Source organism: Pseudomonas sp. BF-R-19, assembly GCF_019956445.1.
GTDB classification, from domain to species: domain Bacteria; phylum Pseudomonadota; class Gammaproteobacteria; order Pseudomonadales; family Pseudomonadaceae; genus Aquipseudomonas; species Aquipseudomonas fluorescens_BH.
Genome location: NZ_JAHBDN010000037.1, coordinates 221,615 through 240,878 on the forward strand (window position 1 = coordinate 221,615; position 19,264 = coordinate 240,878).

The window sequence follows — 19,264 nt, forward strand, 5'->3', positions numbered from 1 at the left end:
GGTCTGTATCCGGACTAAAACAATTGCGGGAGTATAACCAGCTTGCTTGGGGCCACGCCTCAGAAACCGTGACGGTTGTCACACTTGGCCGTATTGTTGGCCATGACGCAGCCAACGGTCGAGTAGCGGGCTGACGTGGGTCGGCCAGCGCTCGAGCAATGCCTGGGCAGCATCCCGCACGGCGGGCAGCAAATCGGCATCGCGCATCAGGTCGGCGACCTTGAATTGCAGCAAACCTGTCTGCCGGGTGCCGAGCATTTCGCCGGGGCCGCGCAGTTCCAGATCCTTTTCGGCGATGACAAAACCGTCGTTGGTTTCGCGCATGATGCCCAGGCGCTGGCGGCCGATCTGCGACAGCGGCGGATGGTAGAGCAGCACGCAATGGCTGACGGCGCTGCCCCGGCCGACGCGGCCGCGCAGCTGGTGCAATTGCGCCAGGCCCAGGCGTTCGGGGTTCTCGATAATCATCAGGCTGGCGTTGGGTACGTCGACGCCCACTTCGATCACCGTGGTCGCTACCAGCAATTGCAGGTTGCCGGCCTTGAATTCGGCCATCACCGCGGCTTTTTCCGCAGGCTTCATGCGGCCGTGGATCAGCCCGACTTTCAATTCGCCGAGGGCGGCGGTGAGGTCCTCAAAAGTGGTTTCGGCGGCCTGGCAGGTCAGCTCTTCCGACTCTTCGATCAGCGTGCACACCCAATAGGCCTGACGCCCTTCGGCGCAAGCGCTGCGCACCCGCTCGATGACTTCGACCCGCCGGGTGTCGGTGATCAGCACGGTATTGACCGGGGTTCGGCCGGGCGGCAATTCGTCGAGGATCGAGGTGTCGAGATCGGCGTAGGCGCTCATGGCCAGCGTGCGCGGAATCGGCGTGGCGGTCATGATCAACTGGTGCGGGCACATGCGCCCGCCGACGCCTTTCTGCCGCAAGGCCAGACGCTGCTGTACGCCGAAACGGTGCTGTTCGTCGATGATCACCAGCGCCAGGTTCTTGAATTGCACTTCGTCCTGGAACAACGCGTGGGTGCCGATCACCATCGGCGTGCCGTTGGCGATTTGCTCCAGCGCGGCTACGCGGTTCTTGCCCTTGAGCTTACCGGCCAGCCACGCGACTTCAATGCCCAGTGGCTCGAGCCAGCGCTTGAAGGTGATGAAGTGTTGCTCGGCGAGAATCTCGGTGGGCGCCATCAGCGCGACCTGATAACCGGCCTCCAACGCTTGCAGCGCGGCGAGGGCGGCGACCACGGTTTTGCCGGCGCCGACGTCACCCTGGATCAGTCGCAACATTGGTTCGTGCTGGCTGAGGTCGTAGGCGATTTCGTTGCCGACCCGTTGCTGGGCACCGGTCGGGTTGAAGCCGAGGTTGGCCAGGTATTTGGCCGGCAGCTTGGTGGCTTTGGGCATTGCTGGCGCACGCAGGGCGCGCATGCTTTCGCGCAGGCGTTGTTGCGACAGTTGATGGGTCAGCAGTTCTTCGAAGGCCAGACGGTGCTGCGCCCAGTGGTGACCGAGGGCCAGTTCATCGACGTCGGCATCGGCGGGCGGGTTGTGCAGGTAGCGGATCGCATCGGCCAGCGGCGCCAATTGGTAGTCGCGGGCCAGTTCGTTCGGCAGCCAGTCGGGCAGGCTGCTGGGGCCGAGCAGGGTGAGGGTCTGCATGCACAACTGGCGCAAGCGCTGTTGGGTCAGGCCTTCGGTCAGCGGGTAGACCGGGGTCAGGGTTTCATCCACCGGTGGTGGTTCGTCGCCGGTGATGGCGCGGTATTCCGGGTGGTAGATCTCCAGCCCCGAGGCACCGGGCCGCGCCTCGCCGTAGCAGCGAATCCGCGTGCCGCGTTTGAGGCCTTCTTTTTGCGCGTTGCTGAAATGGTAGAAACGCAGGCTTAAGCCACCGGTGCCGTCCTGCAGCCGAACCACGAGGCTGCGCCGCCGGCCCATGACCACATCGGCACCGCTGACGGTGCCTTCGATGACCGCATCTTGCCCGGGCCGCAGTGCGCCGATCGGCACCACGCGAGTACGGTCCTGATAGCGTAGGGGCAGGTGGAATAACACGTCCTGGAGGTTTTCCAGGCCGACCTTGGCCAGTTTCTCGGCCATGGCCTCACCGACACCCTTGAGTGCCGTCACCGACACTTGCGACAACTCGCTCATGACCGTTGCTTAGCCCGCAGCGACTTGCGCCGCTGGCTTGGCCACCGAGCACAGGCGAATGGAGTCAGCGAGGATTTCAATCGCTTTCGGACGCGGGAAGCTGGCGCGCCAGGCAATGGCCACGGTGCGGAACGGTACGGGTGCCGACAACGGTCGCACTTCGATCACGCCGGGGGCGTAGTGATGGCTGTCGACTGCCGACAACGGCAGGATAGATATCCCGAGGCCCGAGGCGACCATGTGGCGAATGGTTTCCAGGGAACTGGATTCCACCGTGGTGTGCTTGGCACCGTCGTTGCCTTTGGTCAGGGTCGGGCAGGCTTCCAGTACCTGATCGCGGAAGCAGTGGCCTTCGCCGAGCAGCAGCAGGCTCTTGTCGTTGAGCAGGCTGGCGTCGATGGACTCTTTTTGCGTCCACGGGTGCTGCGCTGGCATCAGCACGTAGAACGGCTCGTCGTAGAGTTGCAGGGTCAGCACGTCGGCTTCATTGAACGGCAGGGCGATGATGATCGCGTCGAGCTCGCCGTTGCGCAGCTTGTCGCGCAGCACGTGGGTGAAGTTTTCTTCGATGTACAACGGCATCTGCGGGGCAACCCGGTGCAGTTGTGGAATCAGGTGCGGAAACAGGTATGGCCCGACGGTGTAGATAGCGCCGACCTTGAGTGGGGCGGTCAGCTGGTTCTTGCCGGCCTGGGCCAGTTCGCGGATGCCTTGGGCCTGTTCCAGTACCTTTTGGGCCTGGGCCACGATGCCTTCGCCGACCGGCGTCAGGCGCACGGCGCTTTTGCTGCGCTCGAAAATCAGCACACCGAGTTCGTCTTCAAGCTTTTTCACACCCACCGACAGGGTCGGTTGGCTGACGTGGCAACGCTCGGCCGCGTGGCCGAAGTGCTGCTCTTGGGCGAGGGTAACGATGTAGCGTAATTCTGTGAGGGTCATAGCAAGCGTCCATGTAGTTGCGGGCCAAGCATACCGGCTGCAATCGATAGACGCACGTTATCAGACTGAGTGCGTCGAGTGACACCGGGCAATGCCGGATTGCCGCTGGCAGATATGCAAAAGGCACCTTTCGGTGCCTTTTGGGCTTGGAGCGCGACCTGCCAGCTGGCAGAAACCTCTGTGGGAGCGAGCTTGCTCGCGATAGCGGAGTAACAGTCAGCGAATAAGTTGAATGTGAGGCCGTCATCGCGAGCAAGCTCGCTCCCACAGGGATTGCCGGTGTTATCAGCGTCGGCGTTTTTCCAGCGAATACACAAAGGGTGCAACGATTTCGATGGAGCCATTGGTCAGCATGTCGGCCGGTGGCTTGGGCAGCGGTTGAGCGCGGCGGATCATTTCCAGGGTAGCCCGGTCCAGATCGGCAGTGCCCGAGGCGCCTACCAGCTCAAACGACAACACATTGCCTTCGGCATCCACGACGAAACGCAGACGGTTCATGCCTTCCTTGCCCCGTGCCTGGGCACTTGCAGGGTACTTCTTGTACTTCTGCAGGTGTGCCAACAGCGTGCCTTGCCAGCTGGCCTTGGCCGCCAGTTGAGCCGGTGATGGGCCCGGCGCAGGCTGGGCGGATTTCTCCGTCGGTGCCTGAGTCTGCTGGGTTTCGGCCGGTTTTTCTTCAGCCGGTTTTTCCTTCGGCGGTTCGGGCTTCTTCTCTACCGGTTTGGGCGGCTGCGGCTTGGGCTTTGGCTTGACGGGCTTGGGCACGGCAATTTCAGCTTTCGGCGCTTCTGCGAGCTTGGGAATCGGCAGTTCTTCAACCGGAGCCGGTGGCTGCGGAGGCGTGACGACCTTCGGCGGAGCAGGCGGTGGCGGGGCAGGAACCGGTGCCAGTTCGACCAGCATTGCCTGGGGAGGCAATTCGATGGGCGGACGAGCGGACCAGTTCAGCGCCAGCGCGATGGCCAGCGCGTGAACGCCCAGCACCACGGCCAGGCTACCGCTGTAACGCGTCAGCTTATGGCGCGTCGTGATCATTTCTTGGCTGCCGTCTCGAGTCCGACCAGACCTACCTTCAGGTAACCGGCAGAGCGCAGGTTGTCCATCACGCTCATCAGGTCGCCGTAATCCACGCCTTTGTCGGCCTGGAAGAAGATTGTCGTGTCTTTCTTGCCCTGGGTCCTGGCGTCGAGGGTGGCGCCGAGTGCTTCGGCCTTCACTTCGTCTTCACCAAGGAACAGGCGCTGGTCGGCCTTGACGCTGAGGAACACCGGTTTCTCTGGCCGCGGCGCCGGTTTGGCGGTCGAGGCGGGCAGGTCGACCTTGATGTCCACGGTGGCCAGCGGGGCCGCCACCATGAAGATGATCAACAGCACCAACATCACGTCGATGAACGGCGTAACGTTGATTTCGTGGTTTTCGGACAGATCGTCGTCTGCCCCTTCTTTCAAATGCAGGCCCATGGCCGATTACCCCACTTTCACCATGTGCGGTTGCGAGCTGCGCTCAGGCTGGTGGTCGAGGTCGCGGCTGACCAGCAACAGGACCTGTGCCGACGCGTCGGACACCTGAGCCTTGTAACCGGCGATGGAGCGGGCAAAGACGTTGTAGATCACGACCGCAGGGATCGCTGCAACCAGGCCCAGCGCGGTAGCCAGCAGGGCCTCGGCGATACCGGGAGCGACGACCGCGAGGTTGGTGGTCTGGGTCTTGGCGATGCCGATGAAGCTGTTCATGATGCCCCATACGGTACCAAACAGGCCGACGAACGGCGCGGTGGAGCCGATGGTGGCCAGCACGCCGGTGCCGCTGCTCATGTTGCGACCGCAGGCCGCGACCAGGCGCTCAAGACGGAAGCTGACGCGTTCCTTGATGCCTTCTTTCTCGCGGCTGCTGGCGGACAGGCGCATTTCTTCAAGGGCGTCATGCACCAGCAAGTTGGCCAGGGTGCCTTCCTTGGCCGCGGTAGCGCTGGCCTCTTTCAGGGTGGCGGCTTTTTTCAGGTGGGCGATTTCGCCGCGCAGACGACGCTTGGCGCCCATCAGCTCGAAGCCCTTGGCTATCCAGATGGTCCAGGTGATGATCGAAGCGATGGCCAGACCGATCATCACGATTTTCACGATGATGTCGGCGTTCTGGTACATGCCCCAAGGCGACAGGTCATGAGCCATGCCCAAGGTGTTGTCGGCTTCGAGGACTTCTGGGACGTCTTCACCCAACGCTTCTGCCGGTGCGGCCTGGGCAGGATCGGTCGCGGCCGGAGCAGCGGCCGGAGCAGCGACCGGGGCGGCGTGATCGGCCGGAGCCGGCGCGGTGGCGGCCGGTGTGGCTGGCGCCTGGGCATCGGCGAAAGCGGCGACTGGCGCGAGCATCAGGCTGAGGAACAGGGCGGCCACCGCGCTCCAGGCGCGAGGTCGTTTGGTTGGCGAAGCGGAGATTTGATTGCGTGTCATGCTGGCCGGACCTGAGAGAAAAAACGGGTGATGTTCTTCCAGGCCTCGAAAGGCCGAGAACAAAAGTGGGGCGCATTATTGCAAGTAATTCTTGTTAACAGAAGTAATAGCGTCTCTTTTTTTCCTGCATTGCTAGCCGCCTGTCTATTGCCGGCGCTAGTCTGTGGCTTTCCGATGGGAGTTTTCTGATGTCTGCGCCTACTGTTTTGATCGCCGGCTGCGGTGATGTCGGCAGCCGCCTGGCCACACAATTGCTGGCGGCGGGGTGGGAGGTCCATGGCCTGCGACGCGACGTTTCACGCCTGCCCAAGGGTGTCATCGGCGTGGCCGGTGACCTGTTCAACAAAGACTGCCCGGCTACCTGGCCAATCGGCGCTGTGGATTACCTGGTGTATTGCGCTGCGGCCACCGATCACGACGAAGCCGGCTACCGCGCTGCGTATGTCCAGGGCCTGGAGCATGTGCTGGAGTGGCTGGACGACTACGGGCAGATGCCCAGTCGCCTGTTGTTTGTTTCCAGTAGCAGTGTCTACGGTCAGCAGAATGGCGAATGGGTCGACGAGGCCTCACCGGCCGTGGCGGCGGGCTATTCCGGGCGTGTGATGCTCGAAGCCGAGCAACTTGCCCTCAAAAGCGGCATTCCGGCGAGCATCGTGCGTCTGACTGGCATTTACGGCCCCGGCCGTGAATGGCTGCTGACCCAGGTGCGCCGGGGTTATCGCGTGGCGGTCGAGCCGCCTTTGTATGCCAATCGGATTCATGCCGACGATGCCGCCGGGTTGATCGGGTGCCTGCTTGAGGCGGATCGGCGCGGCGTGGCGCTGGATGATGTCTACATCGGCGTCGATGACGCGCCGGCAGCGCTGGCGGATGTGGTGGGCTGGTTGCGTGAGTACTTGGGCGTGACCGAATGGGCGGATGGCGACAGCGTGCGACGCACTGGCAGTAAGCGCTGCAGTAATGCGCGGGCAAAAGCGTTGGGCTGGGTGCCGAAGTACCCGAGTTTCCGCGAGGGGTATGCGGCGATTCTTGAGGGGCGCTGCTGACTTCCAGGCACCGTAAACACCTGTGGGAGCGAGCTTGCTCGCGATGGCGGCATAACAGTCAACGATGATATTGGATGTTATGGCCTCATCGCGAGCAAGCTCGCTCCCACAGTGTTTTGTGGTGCTTCAACGGACGCTTATTGCTTCTCGAGCAACCACTTGCGCTCACCCGGGGTGAACGAGGGCATCTCGTCCGCCTGCGCCGTGTTCACGGTCTGGAAAATCTCCAGTTCCTTGCCTTTGCGCGCAAAGATCCAGGCGTTGCCCTGGCCATTGAGTTGCAGCCACATGTTGTCATTGCCACCGCTCATGGATGCGCAATCGCCGGCCAGGCACAACGCATAACGATCGCTGCCGGGAAGGCCGGTCACCTGGCCGTCGGCCTGGAATTGAACCGTGTTGCCTTCGCCTGGGCCATTGACGATTGTCCAGCCGCCGCCCATGTAGGCGGAATACAGCGCACGTTCGAAGCTGGCGCCCATCGGTGCGCCATCCGGTACCTGGATCTGTACGCGGTCGAAGACTTGCTCAGGTTCGTTGTCGCTGGCGGACTGGCTCAGTTGCTTGCCGTCACGCTTCAACTCACTGGCCGAGCTGCCATAAAAGTCGACTTTCCAGGCGCCGGACTCTTCACCCAGCAGCTTGCCGTCGACATTTTCAAAACCGTTGGTGTAGCGGGCCTGACCGGCCTTGGTGTTGATGTCCCATTCCAGGTTGGGGCCATAGGCCTGGAGTGCTTCACGCAGGGGGACGCCTTTGGCGGCAGCATCGATCGCCACCTGGTTGATCCAGGTGCCGCTGATGTCGCGGTCGGCAGGGTTGCTGGCACATCCGCCCAGGAACAGGGCGAGCAGCGAGAGAGCAAGCGCGTTGCGCATGGGTGGAATCCTTTCAAGCATTCTTTACAGCAGAGCAGTCGGCGCAGCCCGAGGCTGCGCCGCACGCATTACTCGATGACCAGGATGGCATCCATTTCAACCTGCGAACCCTTTGGCAGGGCTGCTACGCCGATGGCGGCGCGTGCAGGGTAAGGCTGGTCGAAGTACTTGCCCATGATCTCGTTGACCTTGGCGAAGTGGCTCAGGTCGGTGAGGAAGATGTTCAGCTTGACGATGTCCTTGAACGAACCGCCAGCAGCTTCAGCCACGGCCTTGAGGTTCTCGAACACCTGGACGGTCTGGGCTTCGAAGCCTTCAACCAGTTCCATGGTTTTTGGGTCCAGGGGAATCTGACCCGACATGTAAACGGTGTTGCCAGCCTTGATCGCCTGGGAGTAAGTGCCGATGGCGGCCGGGGCCTTGTCGCTGGTGATAACAGTCTTGGTCATGTAGGACTCCTTGTAATGAGGGCTTAGGCACGCATGCGGGTGATGCGAATCACCCCGGTCAAGGCGCGCAGTTTCTTGATCACGCGGGCCAGGTGCACGCGGTCGTGCACGCTGACCACCAACTGGACCACGCTGATGCGACCATCGCGTTCGTCCATGCTGATTTTCTCGATGTTGCCGTCGGCGGCGTTGACGCTGCTGGCCAGCAGGGCGATCAGGCCGCGCTGGTGTTCCAGTTCGACGCGCAGTTCGACGTTGAATTCGCCGGTGACATCCTTGGCCCACGAGAGCTGGATGCATTTTTCCGGGTTATGGCGGATTTCGCTGATGTTGCGGCAGTTGTCCAGGTGCACGACCATGCCTTTGCCGGCGGACAGGTGACCGACAATCGGGTCGCCCGGGATCGGCGTGCAGCACTTGGCGTAGCTGAGTACCAGGCCTTCGGTGCCGCGAATCGCCAACGGGCCTTCTGCACTTGGCAACTGTTCGCCTTCGCCCAGCAACCGGCGGGCCACCACATAGGCCATGCGATTGCCCAGACCGATGTCTTCGAGCAAATCTTCGATCAGTTCCAGGCGGTACTCGACCAGCATGGCCTTGACGCGCTCGGCCGGGATTTTTTCCAGCGAGCTGTCGAAACCGTTGAGGACCTTGTTCAGCAGGCGCTCGCCCAGGCTGATGGATTCGGAACGGCGTTGCAGTTTCAGTGCATGGCGGATGTGTGTGCGCGCCTTGCCGGTGACCACGAAATTGAGCCAGGCCGGATTCGGCCGCGCACCTGGGGCGCTGACGATCTCGACCGTGGAGCCGCTTTGCAGCGGTTCGGACAATGGCGCGAGACGACGATTGATCCGGCAGGCGATGCAGCTGTTGCCGACGTCGGTGTGAACCGCGTAAGCGAAGTCGACCGCCGTGGAGCCCTTGGGCAGCTCCATGATCCGGCCTTTGGGCGTGAACACGTAGACCTCGTCCGGGAACAGGTCGATCTTCACGCTTTCGATGAATTCCAGCGAATTGCCGGCGCGTTGCTGCATTTCCAGCACGCCCTTGACCCACTGGCGGGCGCGGGCATGGGTGCCTTTCGGCTGTTCGTCGCCGCTGGATTTGTACAGCCAATGGGCGGCGATGCCGTTGTTGGCCATCTCTTCCATTTCACGGGTGCGGATCTGGATCTCGATCGGAACACCGTGCATGCCGAACAGCGTGGTGTGCAGCGACTGATAGCCGTTGGCCTTGGGGATCGCGATGTAATCCTTGAAGCGCCCCGGCAGCGGCTTGTACAAATTATGTACAGCGCCCAGCACGCGGTAGCAGGTATCGACCTTGTCGACGATGATCCGGAACGCGTAGACGTCCATGATCTCGTTGAAGGCCCGGCGCTTGCCGCGCATTTTCTTGTAGATGCCATAGAGGTGTTTCTGGCGACCGCTGACCTCGCCCTGGATGCCATCGATGGCCAGGCAGTGGCTTAAGGATTCTTCGATCTTGTTGACGATTTCCTTGCGGTTGCCCCGGGCGCGTTTGACCGCCTGGTAGATCCGCGCGGAACGCATCGGGTGCATGGCCTTGAAGCCGAGGTCTTCAAATTCTATGCGGATGGCGTGCATGCCCAGCCGATTGGCGATGGGCGCATAGATTTCCAGGGTTTCCTTGGCGATGCGCCGGCGTTTTTCGCCGGACAGCACTTCCAGCGTGCGCATGTTGTGCAGGCGGTCGGCCAGCTTGACCAGGATCACGCGAATGTCGCGGGCCATGGCCATGGCCATTTTCTGGAAGTTTTCGGCTTGTGCCTCGGCCTTGGTCTCGAAGTTCATCTGGGTCAGTTTGCTGACCCCGTCGACCAGTTCGGCCACGGTTTCGCCGAACTGCGCTTGCAGCGCTTCCTTGGCAATGCCGGTGTCTTCGATCACGTCATGCAGCATCGCAGCCATCAGGCTCTGATGGTCCATGTGCATGTCGGCAAGAATATTCGCAACCGCGAGTGGGTGCGTGACGTACGCCTCGCCGCTACGGCGGCGTTGGCCGTCGTGGGCTTGTTCGGCGTAGAAATACGCTCGGCGGACCAGGTTGACCTGGTCTTTGCCGAGGTAGGTCGATAAGCGATCGGCGAGGGCGTCTATGCTCGGCATGATGTCTCCTGCCGTAAGCTTTTATCCCGCGCCGTGCTACGTCGACCAGGCATAGGCTTAGACGGCCTCGTTGGACTCGTCCTCGAATGCAGCAAAAAGCGGTTCATCTTCAACGATTTCGGCTTCGGCGATAGCTGCGTAGTCGATCAGGCCTTCAGCGATTTCGCGCAGGGCGACGACGGTAGGCTTGTCGTTTTCCCATGCTACTTTCGGCTCTTTGCCGCCGGTGGCCAGTTGACGGGCACGCTTGGTAGAGAGCATGACCAGCTCAAAGCGGTTATCCACGTGTTCTAGGCAGTCTTCAACGGTTACGCGGGCCATGGTCTTCCTCGTAGCAAATGCAATATGCGCGCTGCCCGGATGGGCGAGCGGACTCGACAGTTTAAAAAATCACCAGCGTTTAGGGAAGCGCTGATTTTTTGACCAAGCCCTTCAACGCGCTGCAAGTGCCAATGTAAAGCCCTTGCAGCGGTTTTGGGAAGAGCTGATTAACCGAGCAATTCAGCCAGCAATTTGCCGTGACGCTGCTGCTGACGCTTTTGAATCAGCTGATTGGCGCGGAAAATCGCCTTCAGATCGTGCAGCGCGTGGGCGAAATCGTCGTTGATGATCAGGTAGTCGTAGTCGACGTAGTGGCTCATTTCGCTGACGGCTTCGCGCATCCGGCCGTCAATGACTTCGTCACTGTCCTGGCCGCGATTGGTCAGACGCTGGTGCAGGGCCTGCAATGACGGCGGCAGAATGAAGATCGAGCGGGCCTGAGGCATCAGCTTGCGCACTTGCTCGGCACCTTGCCAGTCGATTTCCAGAATCAGATCGTGGCCTTCGTCCAGGGTCTGCTGCAGGTGGCTTTGCGACGTGCCGTAGAGGTTGCCGAACACTTCGGCGCGCTCGAGGAAATCCCCGTGCTCGATCATCTTCACGAACTCGCTGCGGTCGACGAAGTGATAGTTCACGCCATTCACTTCACCGGGACGCATGGCGCGGGTGGTGTGGGAGACCGAGACGCGGATCTCCGGATTTGCGTCGGTCAGGGCCTTGACCAGACTGCTCTTGCCCGCGCCCGAAGGGGCGGAAATGATGTACAGGGTGCCGGTGCTGTGTGTCATGTCGGGGGTAGCCTTACTCAATATTCTGCACTTGTTCGCGCATCTGCTCGATCAACACCTTGAGGTTGACCGCAGCCTGGGTGCTGCGCGGGTCGAAGGCTTTGGAGCCCAGTGTATTGGCTTCGCGGTTGAGTTCCTGCATCAGGAAGTCCAGGCGCCGACCGGCGGCACCGCCGGATTTGAGCACCCGGCGAACTTCGATGATGTGAGTGCTCAGGCGATCCAGTTCTTCGGCGACGTCGCTTTTTTGCGCGAGCATGACCATTTCCTGCTCCAGGCGCTGCGGATCCATCTCGGCCTTCATGTCGGCGAAGCGGTCGAGGACTTTCTGGCGCTGGGTGGCGAGCATTTGCGGGACCAGTTCGCGCAAGGTCACCACATCTTCTTCGATGGAATTCAGGCGTTCGTTGATCAGCCGCGCCAGCTCCGCGCCTTCGCGCTCGCGGCCGGCCTTCAGTTCCTTGAGGCCCTGGTTGAACAGTGCCAGTGCTTCGGCGTTCAAGGCTTGCGGGTCGGTGGCGTCGCCTACCAGTACGCCGGGCCAGGCCAGGACTTCCAGCGGGTTCAGCGCTGCCGGGTTCTTGATCAGGCTGGCGATGGTCTCGGCGGCGGCGACCAGTTGCGCGGCGCGCTCCTGATCGATTTGCAGTGCTTTGCCGGTGTTTTCTTCGGTAAAGCGCAGGGTGCATTCGAGCTTGCCCCGCGATACACCCTGGCGCAGGGCTTCACGAACAGCGCCCTCGAGGTCGCGGAAGGATTCCGGCAGGCGCAGGTGGGGTTCCAGGTAGCGGCTGTTGACCGAGCGCAGCTCCCAGCTCAGGGTGCCCTGGACGCCGGCTTTCTCGACGCGGGCGAAGGCGGTCATGCTGTGCACCATGGAGGTACCTCGCAAGGCAGATCGGCACAGAACCGAGGTTCCGGGAATCCGATATCAATGAATTAAAGCCGACTGGCAGCAAAGGCGCAGGATTGTAGCGCAGTGGCGCGGATGCGCCCAAACACACGGTGTGACAAAGAGCGGCAGGCCTGCACCGACGCGCGGTGCAGAGCCCTCGGTCGTCGGCGGAATTTTTTAGAAGTGCCCAGTGGCGGCCGTCGGCTCTATAATGCTCCGCAGTTTTCCGTCCCCAGTACAGGTACTCCCTATGATACGTCCAAGTGGTCGCGCTGCCGATCAGCTCCGCTCGATCCGCATCACCCGCAACTACACCAAACACGCCGAGGGTTCTGTGCTGGTCGAGTTCGGCGATACCAAGGTCATCTGCACCGTCAGCGTTGAACCGGGCGTACCGCGTTTCCTGAAAGGCCAGGGCCAGGGTTGGTTGACCGCCGAGTACGGCATGCTGCCGCGCGCTACCGGCGAGCGTAACCAGCGTGAAGCCAGCCGTGGCAAGCAAGGCGGCCGCACCCTGGAAATCCAGCGTCTGATCGGTCGTTCCCTGCGCGCTGCGCTGGACATGTCCAAGCTGGGTGACGTCACCCTGTACGTCGACTGCGACGTGATCCAGGCCGATGGCGGTACCCGCACGGCTTCGATCACCGGTTCCATGGTTGCGCTGATCGATGCCTTGAAAGTGATCAAGAAGCGTGGCGGCCTGAAGGGCGGCGACCCGGTCAAGCAAATGATCGCTGCGGTTTCCGTGGGCATGTACAAGGGGGAGCCTGTGCTCGACCTCGATTACCTGGAAGACTCGGCCGCCGAGACTGATCTGAACGTGGTGATGACCAGCGCTGGCGGTTTCATCGAAGTCCAGGGCACTGCCGAAGGCGCGCCGTTCCAGCCTGAAGAGCTGAACGCGATGCTTGAACTGGCCAAGAAAGGCATGAACGAGATCTTCGAACTGCAAAAGGCCGCATTGGCTGACTGACCGGACTGCTCCAGGCAAGGAGGACACCATGAGTGACGAGCAACTGCCGCTGCCCACGCCGAGCCAAGAGGTGCGTCAGTGGGCCATGTTTTGCCACTTGTCCGCCTTGCTGGGGATCTGGATTCCGTTCGGCACGATCATCGGCCCGCTGATTCTCTGGCAGATGAAGCGCGAGATGGACCCGTTCATCGATGCCCAGGGCAAGGAAGCGCTGAACTTTCAGTTAACCGTCGCGATCGCCTCGGCTATCTGCTTCCTGCTGATGCTGGTGATTATCGGGTTCTTCCTGTTTGGCCTGGTCGCGATCGGTGCGCTGGTGCTGACGATCATCGCCGGGGTGAAGGCCAATGAAGGGCAGCCTTATCGGTACCCGTTCACCTGGCGGTTGATCAAGTAAGCCAGGACGCTGATGCTATTTTAAGCGCAGTTCAATACAAATGCCCCGACATGTTGGGGCATTTGTTTTTTTGCAATCAGATTAATCTCTAATGTTGCGTACTTGGTTGCTCGCTATTCAAACGAAGTTCATTCGTGCAAATAAAATTTCTTACACGTTTAGTCACAAACTGCAAAGCTCAGTACGGTTTGTATGCTTGGCAATGAGACTTGGCGATTGATAAAGTTGCCGCAAGTAATATTTATAAAGAAATATTTCGATATATTCTGGCCATTGACGGCCTCTGAATCTAATACTAGTCAGTGTTGAGATTGATCAACCTGTTCAAGAGGCGTGTCCAGGTAAAAAGTTCGCCCCTGAATGTAAAAGCAAGAATATCCCAAATGCTTCAGCTCGATTTTTATGGAACACTTGTCGCCGCCTCTTTAGTGCTTTTGTTGGGGCACGCTCTTGTCTCGCGTGTCGGTTTTTTACGTACTTATAATATCCCGGAACCTGTAGCAGGCGGCCTGGTGGTTGCCTTGGGTCTTCTGGTTTTGAGAACCCTCGATATTGAAATCCGATTTGATACCTCGCTGCAAACTCCCTTGATGTTGGCGTTTTTTGCCACGATTGGCTTGAGCGCAGACTTCGCCAGCCTGAAGAAGGGCGGACGCATAGTGGGGATCTTTCTGCTGGCGGTTGTCGGGCTTCTGGTGATCCAGAATGCCATGGGCATCGGGCTCGCAACGGCGTTGGGGCTCGATCCGTTGATGGGCTTGTTGACAGGCTCGATTACTCTGGCAGGCGGTCACGGTACAGGTGCTGCATGGGGGGCGACGTTCAGCGAGAAGTTCGGTCTGGCCTCTGCCTCTGAGTTGGCAATGGCTTCTGCAACGTTTGGCCTGGTGCTGGGCGGCTTGATTGGTGGGCCTGTTGCCCGCCTGCTCATCAGTCGTGTCCAGACACCCGGCTGCGAGCAGGAAAAGCCACGGCTGCCCAAGGGCTTTGAACAACCGAACAAAGAGCGCTCGATCACATCGTTTTCGCTAGTCGAGACACTGGCTTTGATTGCTGTCAGCCTGCTGGCGGGCTCACTCCTGAATGGGTGGCTTCAGGGAACCGCATTTGAGTTGCCGACGTTTGTTTGCGTGTTGTTCGTGGGCGTGCTTTTACGGAACGGGCTTTCGGCGCTTGGCGTGTATCAGGTGTTTGAGCGAGAAGTCTCCGTGCTGGGGAATGTCAGTTTGTCGCTGTTTTTGGCAATCGCTTTGATGTCGCTCAAGTTGTGGGATCTGGCTGCACTGGCGTTGCCGATCTTTATCATCCTGGCTGCACAAACGTTGGTCATGGCCCTGTTTGCGATTTTTGTGACATTCAGGATGATGGGTAGTAACTACGACGCGGCTGTATTGGCGGCAGGGCATTGCGGTTTTGGACTGGGTGCCACGCCAACGGCCATCGCCAATATGCAAGCGGTGACACAGCGCTATGGGCCTTCTCAGATAGCGTTCCTGGTGGTGCCAATGGTGGGTGCTTTCTTCATCGACATCATTAATGTCATCGTCATCAAGTTGTACCTTGCACTGCCGTTTTTCGCCGAGGTTTGAAGTTCAGGCCGTTGGGACCCCCTGAATAGAGCGCATAAAAAATGCCCGTATCTTGCGATACGGGCATTTTTTTCAACTGTCTATCAGGCCGACCAGTGAAAAATCACTTAGATCGTCAGCGTCCAGTCGTAGTCCACGATCAGCGGCGCGTGTTGTGAGAACCGCGGCTGGCGTGGCAGGCGTGCGCTACGTACGAAGCGGCGCAGGCCCGGGGTCAGCAGTTGATAGTCGAAGCGCCAACCGAGGTTGAGCATCTCCGCCTGTTCGTTGTCCGGCCACCAGCTGTACTGGTCGCCTTCACGGCTGACTTCGCGCAGGGCGTCGACATAACCCATGTTGCCGACAATTTCGTCCATCCAGGCACGTTCAGGTGCCAGGAAGCCCGGAGATTGCTGGCTGTCGCGCCAGTTCTTGATATCCAGCTTCTGTTGCGCCACGTACAGCGAGCCACAATAAATGTACTCGCGACGTTTGCGCCGCTGTTTATCCAGATAACGGGCGAAGTCGTCCATTAGCTTGAACTTCTGGTTCAAGTCTTCATCGCCGTTCTGCCCCGAAGGGAGCAGCAAGGTCGCGATGCTGACCTTGTCGAAATCGGCTTGCAGGTAGCGCCCGTAGCGGTCGGCCGTCTCGAAGCCGAGACCGCTGATGACAGCCTTCGGTTGCAACCGCGAATACAAAGCCACGCCGCCTTGGGCAGGGACTTCAGCATCGCAGGCATAAAGGAAGTAGCCATCCAGTTGGAAGGCTGGGTCATCCAGTTCAAAGGCGGAGGCACGGGTGTCCTGCAGGCAGATGACGTCGGCATTCTGTGCTTGCAGCCAACTGAGCAAACCACGCTCGACTGCAGCCTGAATACCATTGACGTTCACACTGATGATCCGCATAAATGGCCCCAAAAATCGCGTGCGTGTATGATACACGGCGTCAAGCTAATTAGCTAAATCCGTGGTATTTGGGGTTTTTTTCATGCAAGCGTATCAGCGCGATTTCATTCGTTTTGCCATCGATCGCGGCGTTTTGCGCTTCGGTGAGTTCACCCTGAAGTCCGGGCGTACCAGTCCTTACTTCTTCAACGCCGGCTTGTTCAACTCGGGTTCGGCCCTGGCGCAGCTGGGGCGCTTCTACGCCGCAGCTATTGCCGAGAGCGGCATTGCGTTCGACGTGCTGTTCGGCCCGGCCTACAAGGGCATCCCGTTGGCGGCGACCACCGCCGTGGCCCTGGCCGAGCATCACAACCGTGACCTGCCATGGTGCTTCAACCGCAAGGAAGCCAAGGCCCACGGCGAAGGCGGCAGCCTGGTTGGCGCACCCCTGACCGGCGACGTTCTGATCATCGACGACGTGATCACCGCCGGCACCGCGATCCGTGAAGTGATGCAAATCATCGCTTCCCAGGACGGAGCCAAGGCCGCCGGCGTGCTGATCGCCCTGAACCGTCAGGAGCGTGGCAACGGCGAGTTGTCGGCGATCCAGGAAGTCGAGCGTGACTTTGGCATTCCGGTCATCAGCATCGTTTCGCTGAATCAGGTGCTGGAATTCCTCGCGGACGATCCGCAGCTCAAGCAGCATCTGCCAGCCGTGGAAGCCTACCGCGCGCAGTTTGGTGTCTGACCACAAATCCCTGTGGGAGCGGGCTTGCCCGCGATGACGTAGTGTCAGTCGACAGGGATGTTGGTTGATAGATTGCTATCGCGGGCAAGTCGGATCGCCGCACCGCCACCCCCACAAGTTTGTCGCCGTATGAAAAAGACCCCGCTCAGCCAGGCCGAGCGGGGTCTTTTTGTTTGCGCTATCGCTTAAGGACGCTTGCGATTGCTGATCAGGGTGCCCACGCCGGTATCGGTGAAGATTTCCAGCAGGATCGCGTTCGGCACGCGACCGTCGATGATCAGCGAGCTGCCCACACCGCCCTGGACCGCTTCCAGTGCGCAACGGATCTTCGGCAGCATGCCGCCGTAGATGGTGCCGTCGGCGATCAGGTCGTCGACTTGCTGGGTTGTCAGGCCGGTCAGGACCGTGCCCGACTTGTCCATCAGGCCGGCGATGTTGGTCAGCAGCATCAGTTTCTCGGCTTTCAGCGCTTCGGCGACTTTGCCGGCCACCAGGTCAGCGTTGATGTTGTACGACTCGCCGTTAGCACCGACGCCGATGGGCGCGATCACCGGAATGAAATCGCCCTTGACCAGCAGGTTCAGCAGGTCGGTATTGATGCCAACTACTTCGCCCACGTGGCCGATGTCGATGATTTCCGGGGTGGTCATTTCCGGCGTCTGACGGGTAACGGTGAGCTTCTTCGCGCGAATCAGCTCGGCGTCTTTACCGGTCAGGCCGATGGCGCTGCCGCCATGACGGTTGATCAGGTTGACGATGTCCTTGTTGACCTGGCCGCCGAGGACCATTTCCACCACGTCCATGGTCGCGGCGTCGGTGACGCGCATACCGTCGACGAAATGGCTCTCGATCGACAGGCGCTTGAGCAGGTCACCGATTTGCGGGCCGCCACCGTGAACCACCACCGGGTTGATGCCCACGGCCTTCATCAGCACGATGTCGCGGGCGAAGCCGGTTTTCAGCTCCTCGCTTTCCATCGCGTTGCCGCCGTATTTGATCACCAGTGTCTTGCCGACATAACGGCGGATGTAAGGCAACGCTTCGGACAGGACCTTGGCGGTGTTGGCGGCGGCTTCGCGTTCGAGGGTCATTCAGGGCTCCGGGTGAATCAGAACGGTAGTTGGAGATCAGGTGCAACACGCTTCAACTGGGCGTGGAAAACGTCCTTGATGCGCTGCAATTCAGCCTCGTCATCGGCCTCGAAACGCAGCACCAGCACCGGTGTGGTGTTGGATGCGCGTACCAGGCCCCAGCCTTTGGCATAGTCGACTCGCACGCCGTCAATGGTGGTCAGGTCAGCGCCTTCGCCCCACTGTGCATCGTGCAATGCATCAATGATGCTGAATTTGCTCTCTTCGGTCACATGGATATTGATTTCCGGCGTAGAAATATCGTTCGGGAAGGTCGCGAACAGCTCTTCGGCCGAGGATTTCTCCTTACTGAGGATCTCCAGCAAGCGTGCGGCGCTGTAGATGCCGTCGTCGAAACCGAACCAGCGCTCCTTGAAGAAGATGTGCCCGCTCATTTCGCCAGCCAGCAGGGCGCCGGATTGTTTCATTTTCTTTTTGATCAACGAGTGACCGGTCTTCCACATTAACGACCGGCCGCCGTATTCCTTGATCAGCGCAAACAGGCGACGGGTGCATTTGACGTCGAAGATGATCTCGGCGCCCGGGTTACGCGCCACGACGTCGCGGGCGAACAGCATCAGCAGGCGGTCCGGGTAGACGATGCTGCCGGTGTTGGTCACCACGCCGACGCGGTCGCCATCGCCATCGAAGGCCAGGCCGATGTCGGCCTTGGTTTCCTTGACCTTATTGATCAGGTCCACGAGGTTTTCAGGCTTGCCCGGGTCCGGGTGGTGGTTCGGGAAGTTGCCGTCGACCTCACAAAACAGCGGGATGACTTCGCAGTTCAGCGCTTCGATCAGTTGCGGGGCGATCACGCCGGCCGCGCCGTTGCCGCAGTCGACGACCACTTTCAGGCGACGGGCCAGCTTGATGTCCTGGACGATTTCGGTGGTGTAGCGGTCGAGGATCTCGACCTGGGTGATGCTGCCCTGGCCGCTGCTCAGGTCGTTGGTCTTGAGGCGGTCGTGCAGGGCCTGGATCTGTTCGTTGGCCAGGGTGTCGCCGGCAATGACGATCTTGAAGCCGTTGTAGTTCGACGGGTTGTGGCTGCCGGTGAGCATCACACCGGATTTGCCGGCCAGTACGTTGGCGGCGTAGTAGAGCGCCGGAGTCGGGACCAGGCCGACATCACTGACGTGGCAGCCGCTGTCGGCGATGCCTTTGATCAGTTGTGCGACCAGTTCCGGGCCGGACAGACGGCCATCGCGACCGACGGACACGTTTGGCTCGCCCTGGGCCAGGCTTTGGGAGCCGACGGCGCGGCCGATCCAGTAAGCGGTTTCAGCGTTCAGGAATTCCGGGACGGTGCCGCGGATGTCGTAGGCGCGGAAGATGCTGTCAGGGAACTTGGGTGCGACTTTGGCCGGGGTGTTCATCTGTGGAAATGCTCCATCTCGAAAGTGACTGGACAGGCCGCCGGTTCATTTGACGGCAGGTTCAAACTGAAGGGTATGACGGCGTTTTCCACAGAGAGTTCGTGGTATGAAAGGGCCATGACGCCCCTGGCGGCGG

At 60.4% G+C, this 19,264-nt stretch carries 18 protein-coding genes and 1 pseudogene; 5 read left to right on the forward strand and 14 right to left on the reverse strand.

Annotated elements, in window-relative coordinates; all coding sequences use genetic code 11:
* Positions 1 to 78: 78 nt before the first annotated feature.
* The 5 genes from recG to exbB form a co-directional block, all read right to left on the reverse strand.
* Positions 79 to 2,154, reverse strand: coding sequence for an ATP-dependent DNA helicase RecG (gene recG / locus KGB28_RS07155; RefSeq protein ID WP_223443781.1), 2,076 nt, complete (start codon positions 2,152 to 2,154; stop codon positions 79 to 81).
* 9 nt (positions 2,155 to 2,163) lie between these two features.
* Entirely contained in the window at positions 2,164 to 3,093 is a 930-nt protein-coding gene (locus KGB28_RS07160; RefSeq protein ID WP_008047093.1) for a hydrogen peroxide-inducible genes activator, read from the reverse strand.
* A gap of 285 nt (positions 3,094 to 3,378) precedes the next feature.
* On the reverse strand, positions 3,379 to 4,128 hold the full coding sequence (locus KGB28_RS07165; RefSeq protein ID WP_007989592.1) for an energy transducer TonB: 750 nt from the start codon (positions 4,126 to 4,128) through the stop codon (positions 3,379 to 3,381).
* On the reverse strand, positions 4,125 to 4,553 hold the full coding sequence (gene exbD, locus KGB28_RS07170; RefSeq protein ID WP_007975187.1) for a TonB system transport protein ExbD: 429 nt from the start codon (positions 4,551 to 4,553) through the stop codon (positions 4,125 to 4,127). The genes KGB28_RS07165 and exbD overlap by 4 nt, the downstream gene beginning before the upstream one ends.
* A gap of 6 nt (positions 4,554 to 4,559) precedes the next feature.
* Positions 4,560 to 5,543, reverse strand: coding sequence for a tonB-system energizer ExbB (gene exbB / locus KGB28_RS07175; protein ID WP_223443783.1), 984 nt, complete (start codon positions 5,541 to 5,543; stop codon positions 4,560 to 4,562).
* Between the two features lie 188 nt (positions 5,544 to 5,731).
* Between exbB and KGB28_RS07180 the strand changes: the two genes are divergently transcribed.
* A complete protein-coding gene (locus KGB28_RS07180) occupies positions 5,732 to 6,589 on the forward strand; it encodes an SDR family oxidoreductase (protein WP_223443785.1) in 858 nt (285 codons plus the stop codon).
* A 137-nt stretch (positions 6,590 to 6,726) separates the two neighbouring features.
* Here KGB28_RS07180 and KGB28_RS07185 read toward each other — a convergent pair whose 3' ends face one another.
* The 6 genes from KGB28_RS07185 to KGB28_RS07210 all read right to left on the reverse strand — a co-directional run bounded on the left by KGB28_RS07185 (position 6,727) and on the right by KGB28_RS07210 (position 12,031).
* Positions 6,727 to 7,467 (reverse strand): hypothetical protein, encoded by a 741-nt coding sequence (locus tag KGB28_RS07185; protein WP_223443786.1) that lies wholly within the window; start codon positions 7,465 to 7,467, stop codon positions 6,727 to 6,729.
* A 68-nt stretch (positions 7,468 to 7,535) separates the two neighbouring features.
* Positions 7,536 to 7,916 carry a RidA family protein gene (locus tag KGB28_RS07190; RefSeq protein WP_003229509.1) on the reverse strand — a complete coding sequence of 127 codons (381 nt, stop codon included), beginning with the start codon at positions 7,914 to 7,916 and terminating at the stop codon, positions 7,536 to 7,538.
* Positions 7,917 to 7,939: 23 nt separating this feature from the next.
* On the reverse strand, positions 7,940 to 10,045 hold the full coding sequence (spoT, locus tag KGB28_RS07195; protein ID WP_095943403.1) for a bifunctional GTP diphosphokinase/guanosine-3',5'-bis pyrophosphate 3'-pyrophosphohydrolase: 2,106 nt from the start codon (positions 10,043 to 10,045) through the stop codon (positions 7,940 to 7,942).
* Positions 10,046 to 10,102: 57 nt separating this feature from the next.
* Positions 10,103 to 10,366 (reverse strand): DNA-directed RNA polymerase subunit omega, encoded by a 264-nt coding sequence (gene rpoZ / locus KGB28_RS07200; protein ID WP_007921129.1) that lies wholly within the window; start codon positions 10,364 to 10,366, stop codon positions 10,103 to 10,105.
* 167 nt (positions 10,367 to 10,533) lie between these two features.
* On the reverse strand, positions 10,534 to 11,154 hold the full coding sequence (gene gmk, locus KGB28_RS07205; protein WP_046038947.1) for a guanylate kinase: 621 nt from the start codon (positions 11,152 to 11,154) through the stop codon (positions 10,534 to 10,536).
* 13 nt (positions 11,155 to 11,167) lie between these two features.
* Positions 11,168 to 12,031 (reverse strand): YicC/YloC family endoribonuclease, encoded by an 864-nt coding sequence (locus tag KGB28_RS07210; protein ID WP_223443788.1) that lies wholly within the window; start codon positions 12,029 to 12,031, stop codon positions 11,168 to 11,170.
* 268 nt (positions 12,032 to 12,299) lie between these two features.
* On the opposite strand from KGB28_RS07210, the gene rph reads away from it, so the two are divergent.
* The 3 genes from rph to gltS all read left to right on the forward strand — a co-directional run bounded on the left by rph (position 12,300) and on the right by gltS (position 15,008).
* Positions 12,300 to 13,022: a ribonuclease PH gene (gene rph / locus KGB28_RS07215; protein WP_007989575.1), complete on the forward strand. Its 723-nt coding sequence runs from the start codon at positions 12,300 to 12,302 to the stop codon at positions 13,020 to 13,022.
* A 28-nt stretch (positions 13,023 to 13,050) separates the two neighbouring features.
* Entirely contained in the window at positions 13,051 to 13,419 is a 369-nt protein-coding gene (locus KGB28_RS07220) for a DUF4870 domain-containing protein (protein ID WP_223443790.1), read from the forward strand.
* Positions 13,420 to 13,802: 383 nt separating this feature from the next.
* On the forward strand, positions 13,803 to 15,008 hold the full coding sequence (gene gltS / locus KGB28_RS07225) for a sodium/glutamate symporter (RefSeq protein WP_223443792.1): 1,206 nt from the start codon (positions 13,803 to 13,805) through the stop codon (positions 15,006 to 15,008).
* 107 nt (positions 15,009 to 15,115) lie between these two features.
* On the opposite strand, the gene KGB28_RS07230 is transcribed toward gltS, so the two are convergent.
* Entirely contained in the window at positions 15,116 to 15,895 is a 780-nt protein-coding gene (locus tag KGB28_RS07230) for an exodeoxyribonuclease III (protein ID WP_003176915.1), read from the reverse strand.
* 82 nt (positions 15,896 to 15,977) lie between these two features.
* On the opposite strand from KGB28_RS07230, the gene pyrE reads away from it, so the two are divergent.
* The gene (gene pyrE / locus KGB28_RS07235) at positions 15,978 to 16,622 is read left to right on the forward strand and encodes an orotate phosphoribosyltransferase (RefSeq protein ID WP_008047079.1); all 645 of its coding nucleotides are present in this window, start codon (positions 15,978 to 15,980) and stop codon (positions 16,620 to 16,622) included.
* A 185-nt stretch (positions 16,623 to 16,807) separates the two neighbouring features.
* Here the strand turns inward: pyrE and argB are convergent, their stop codons facing one another.
* Both argB and KGB28_RS07245 read right to left on the reverse strand, forming a co-directional pair.
* Positions 16,808 to 17,713: an acetylglutamate kinase gene (gene argB / locus KGB28_RS07240; protein ID WP_008047078.1), complete on the reverse strand. Its 906-nt coding sequence runs from the start codon at positions 17,711 to 17,713 to the stop codon at positions 16,808 to 16,810.
* A gap of 17 nt (positions 17,714 to 17,730) precedes the next feature.
* A pseudogene (locus tag KGB28_RS07245) lies at positions 17,731 to 19,107 on the reverse strand (phosphomannomutase/phosphoglucomutase); the annotation flags it as partial.
* Positions 19,108 to 19,264 lie beyond the last annotated feature (157 nt).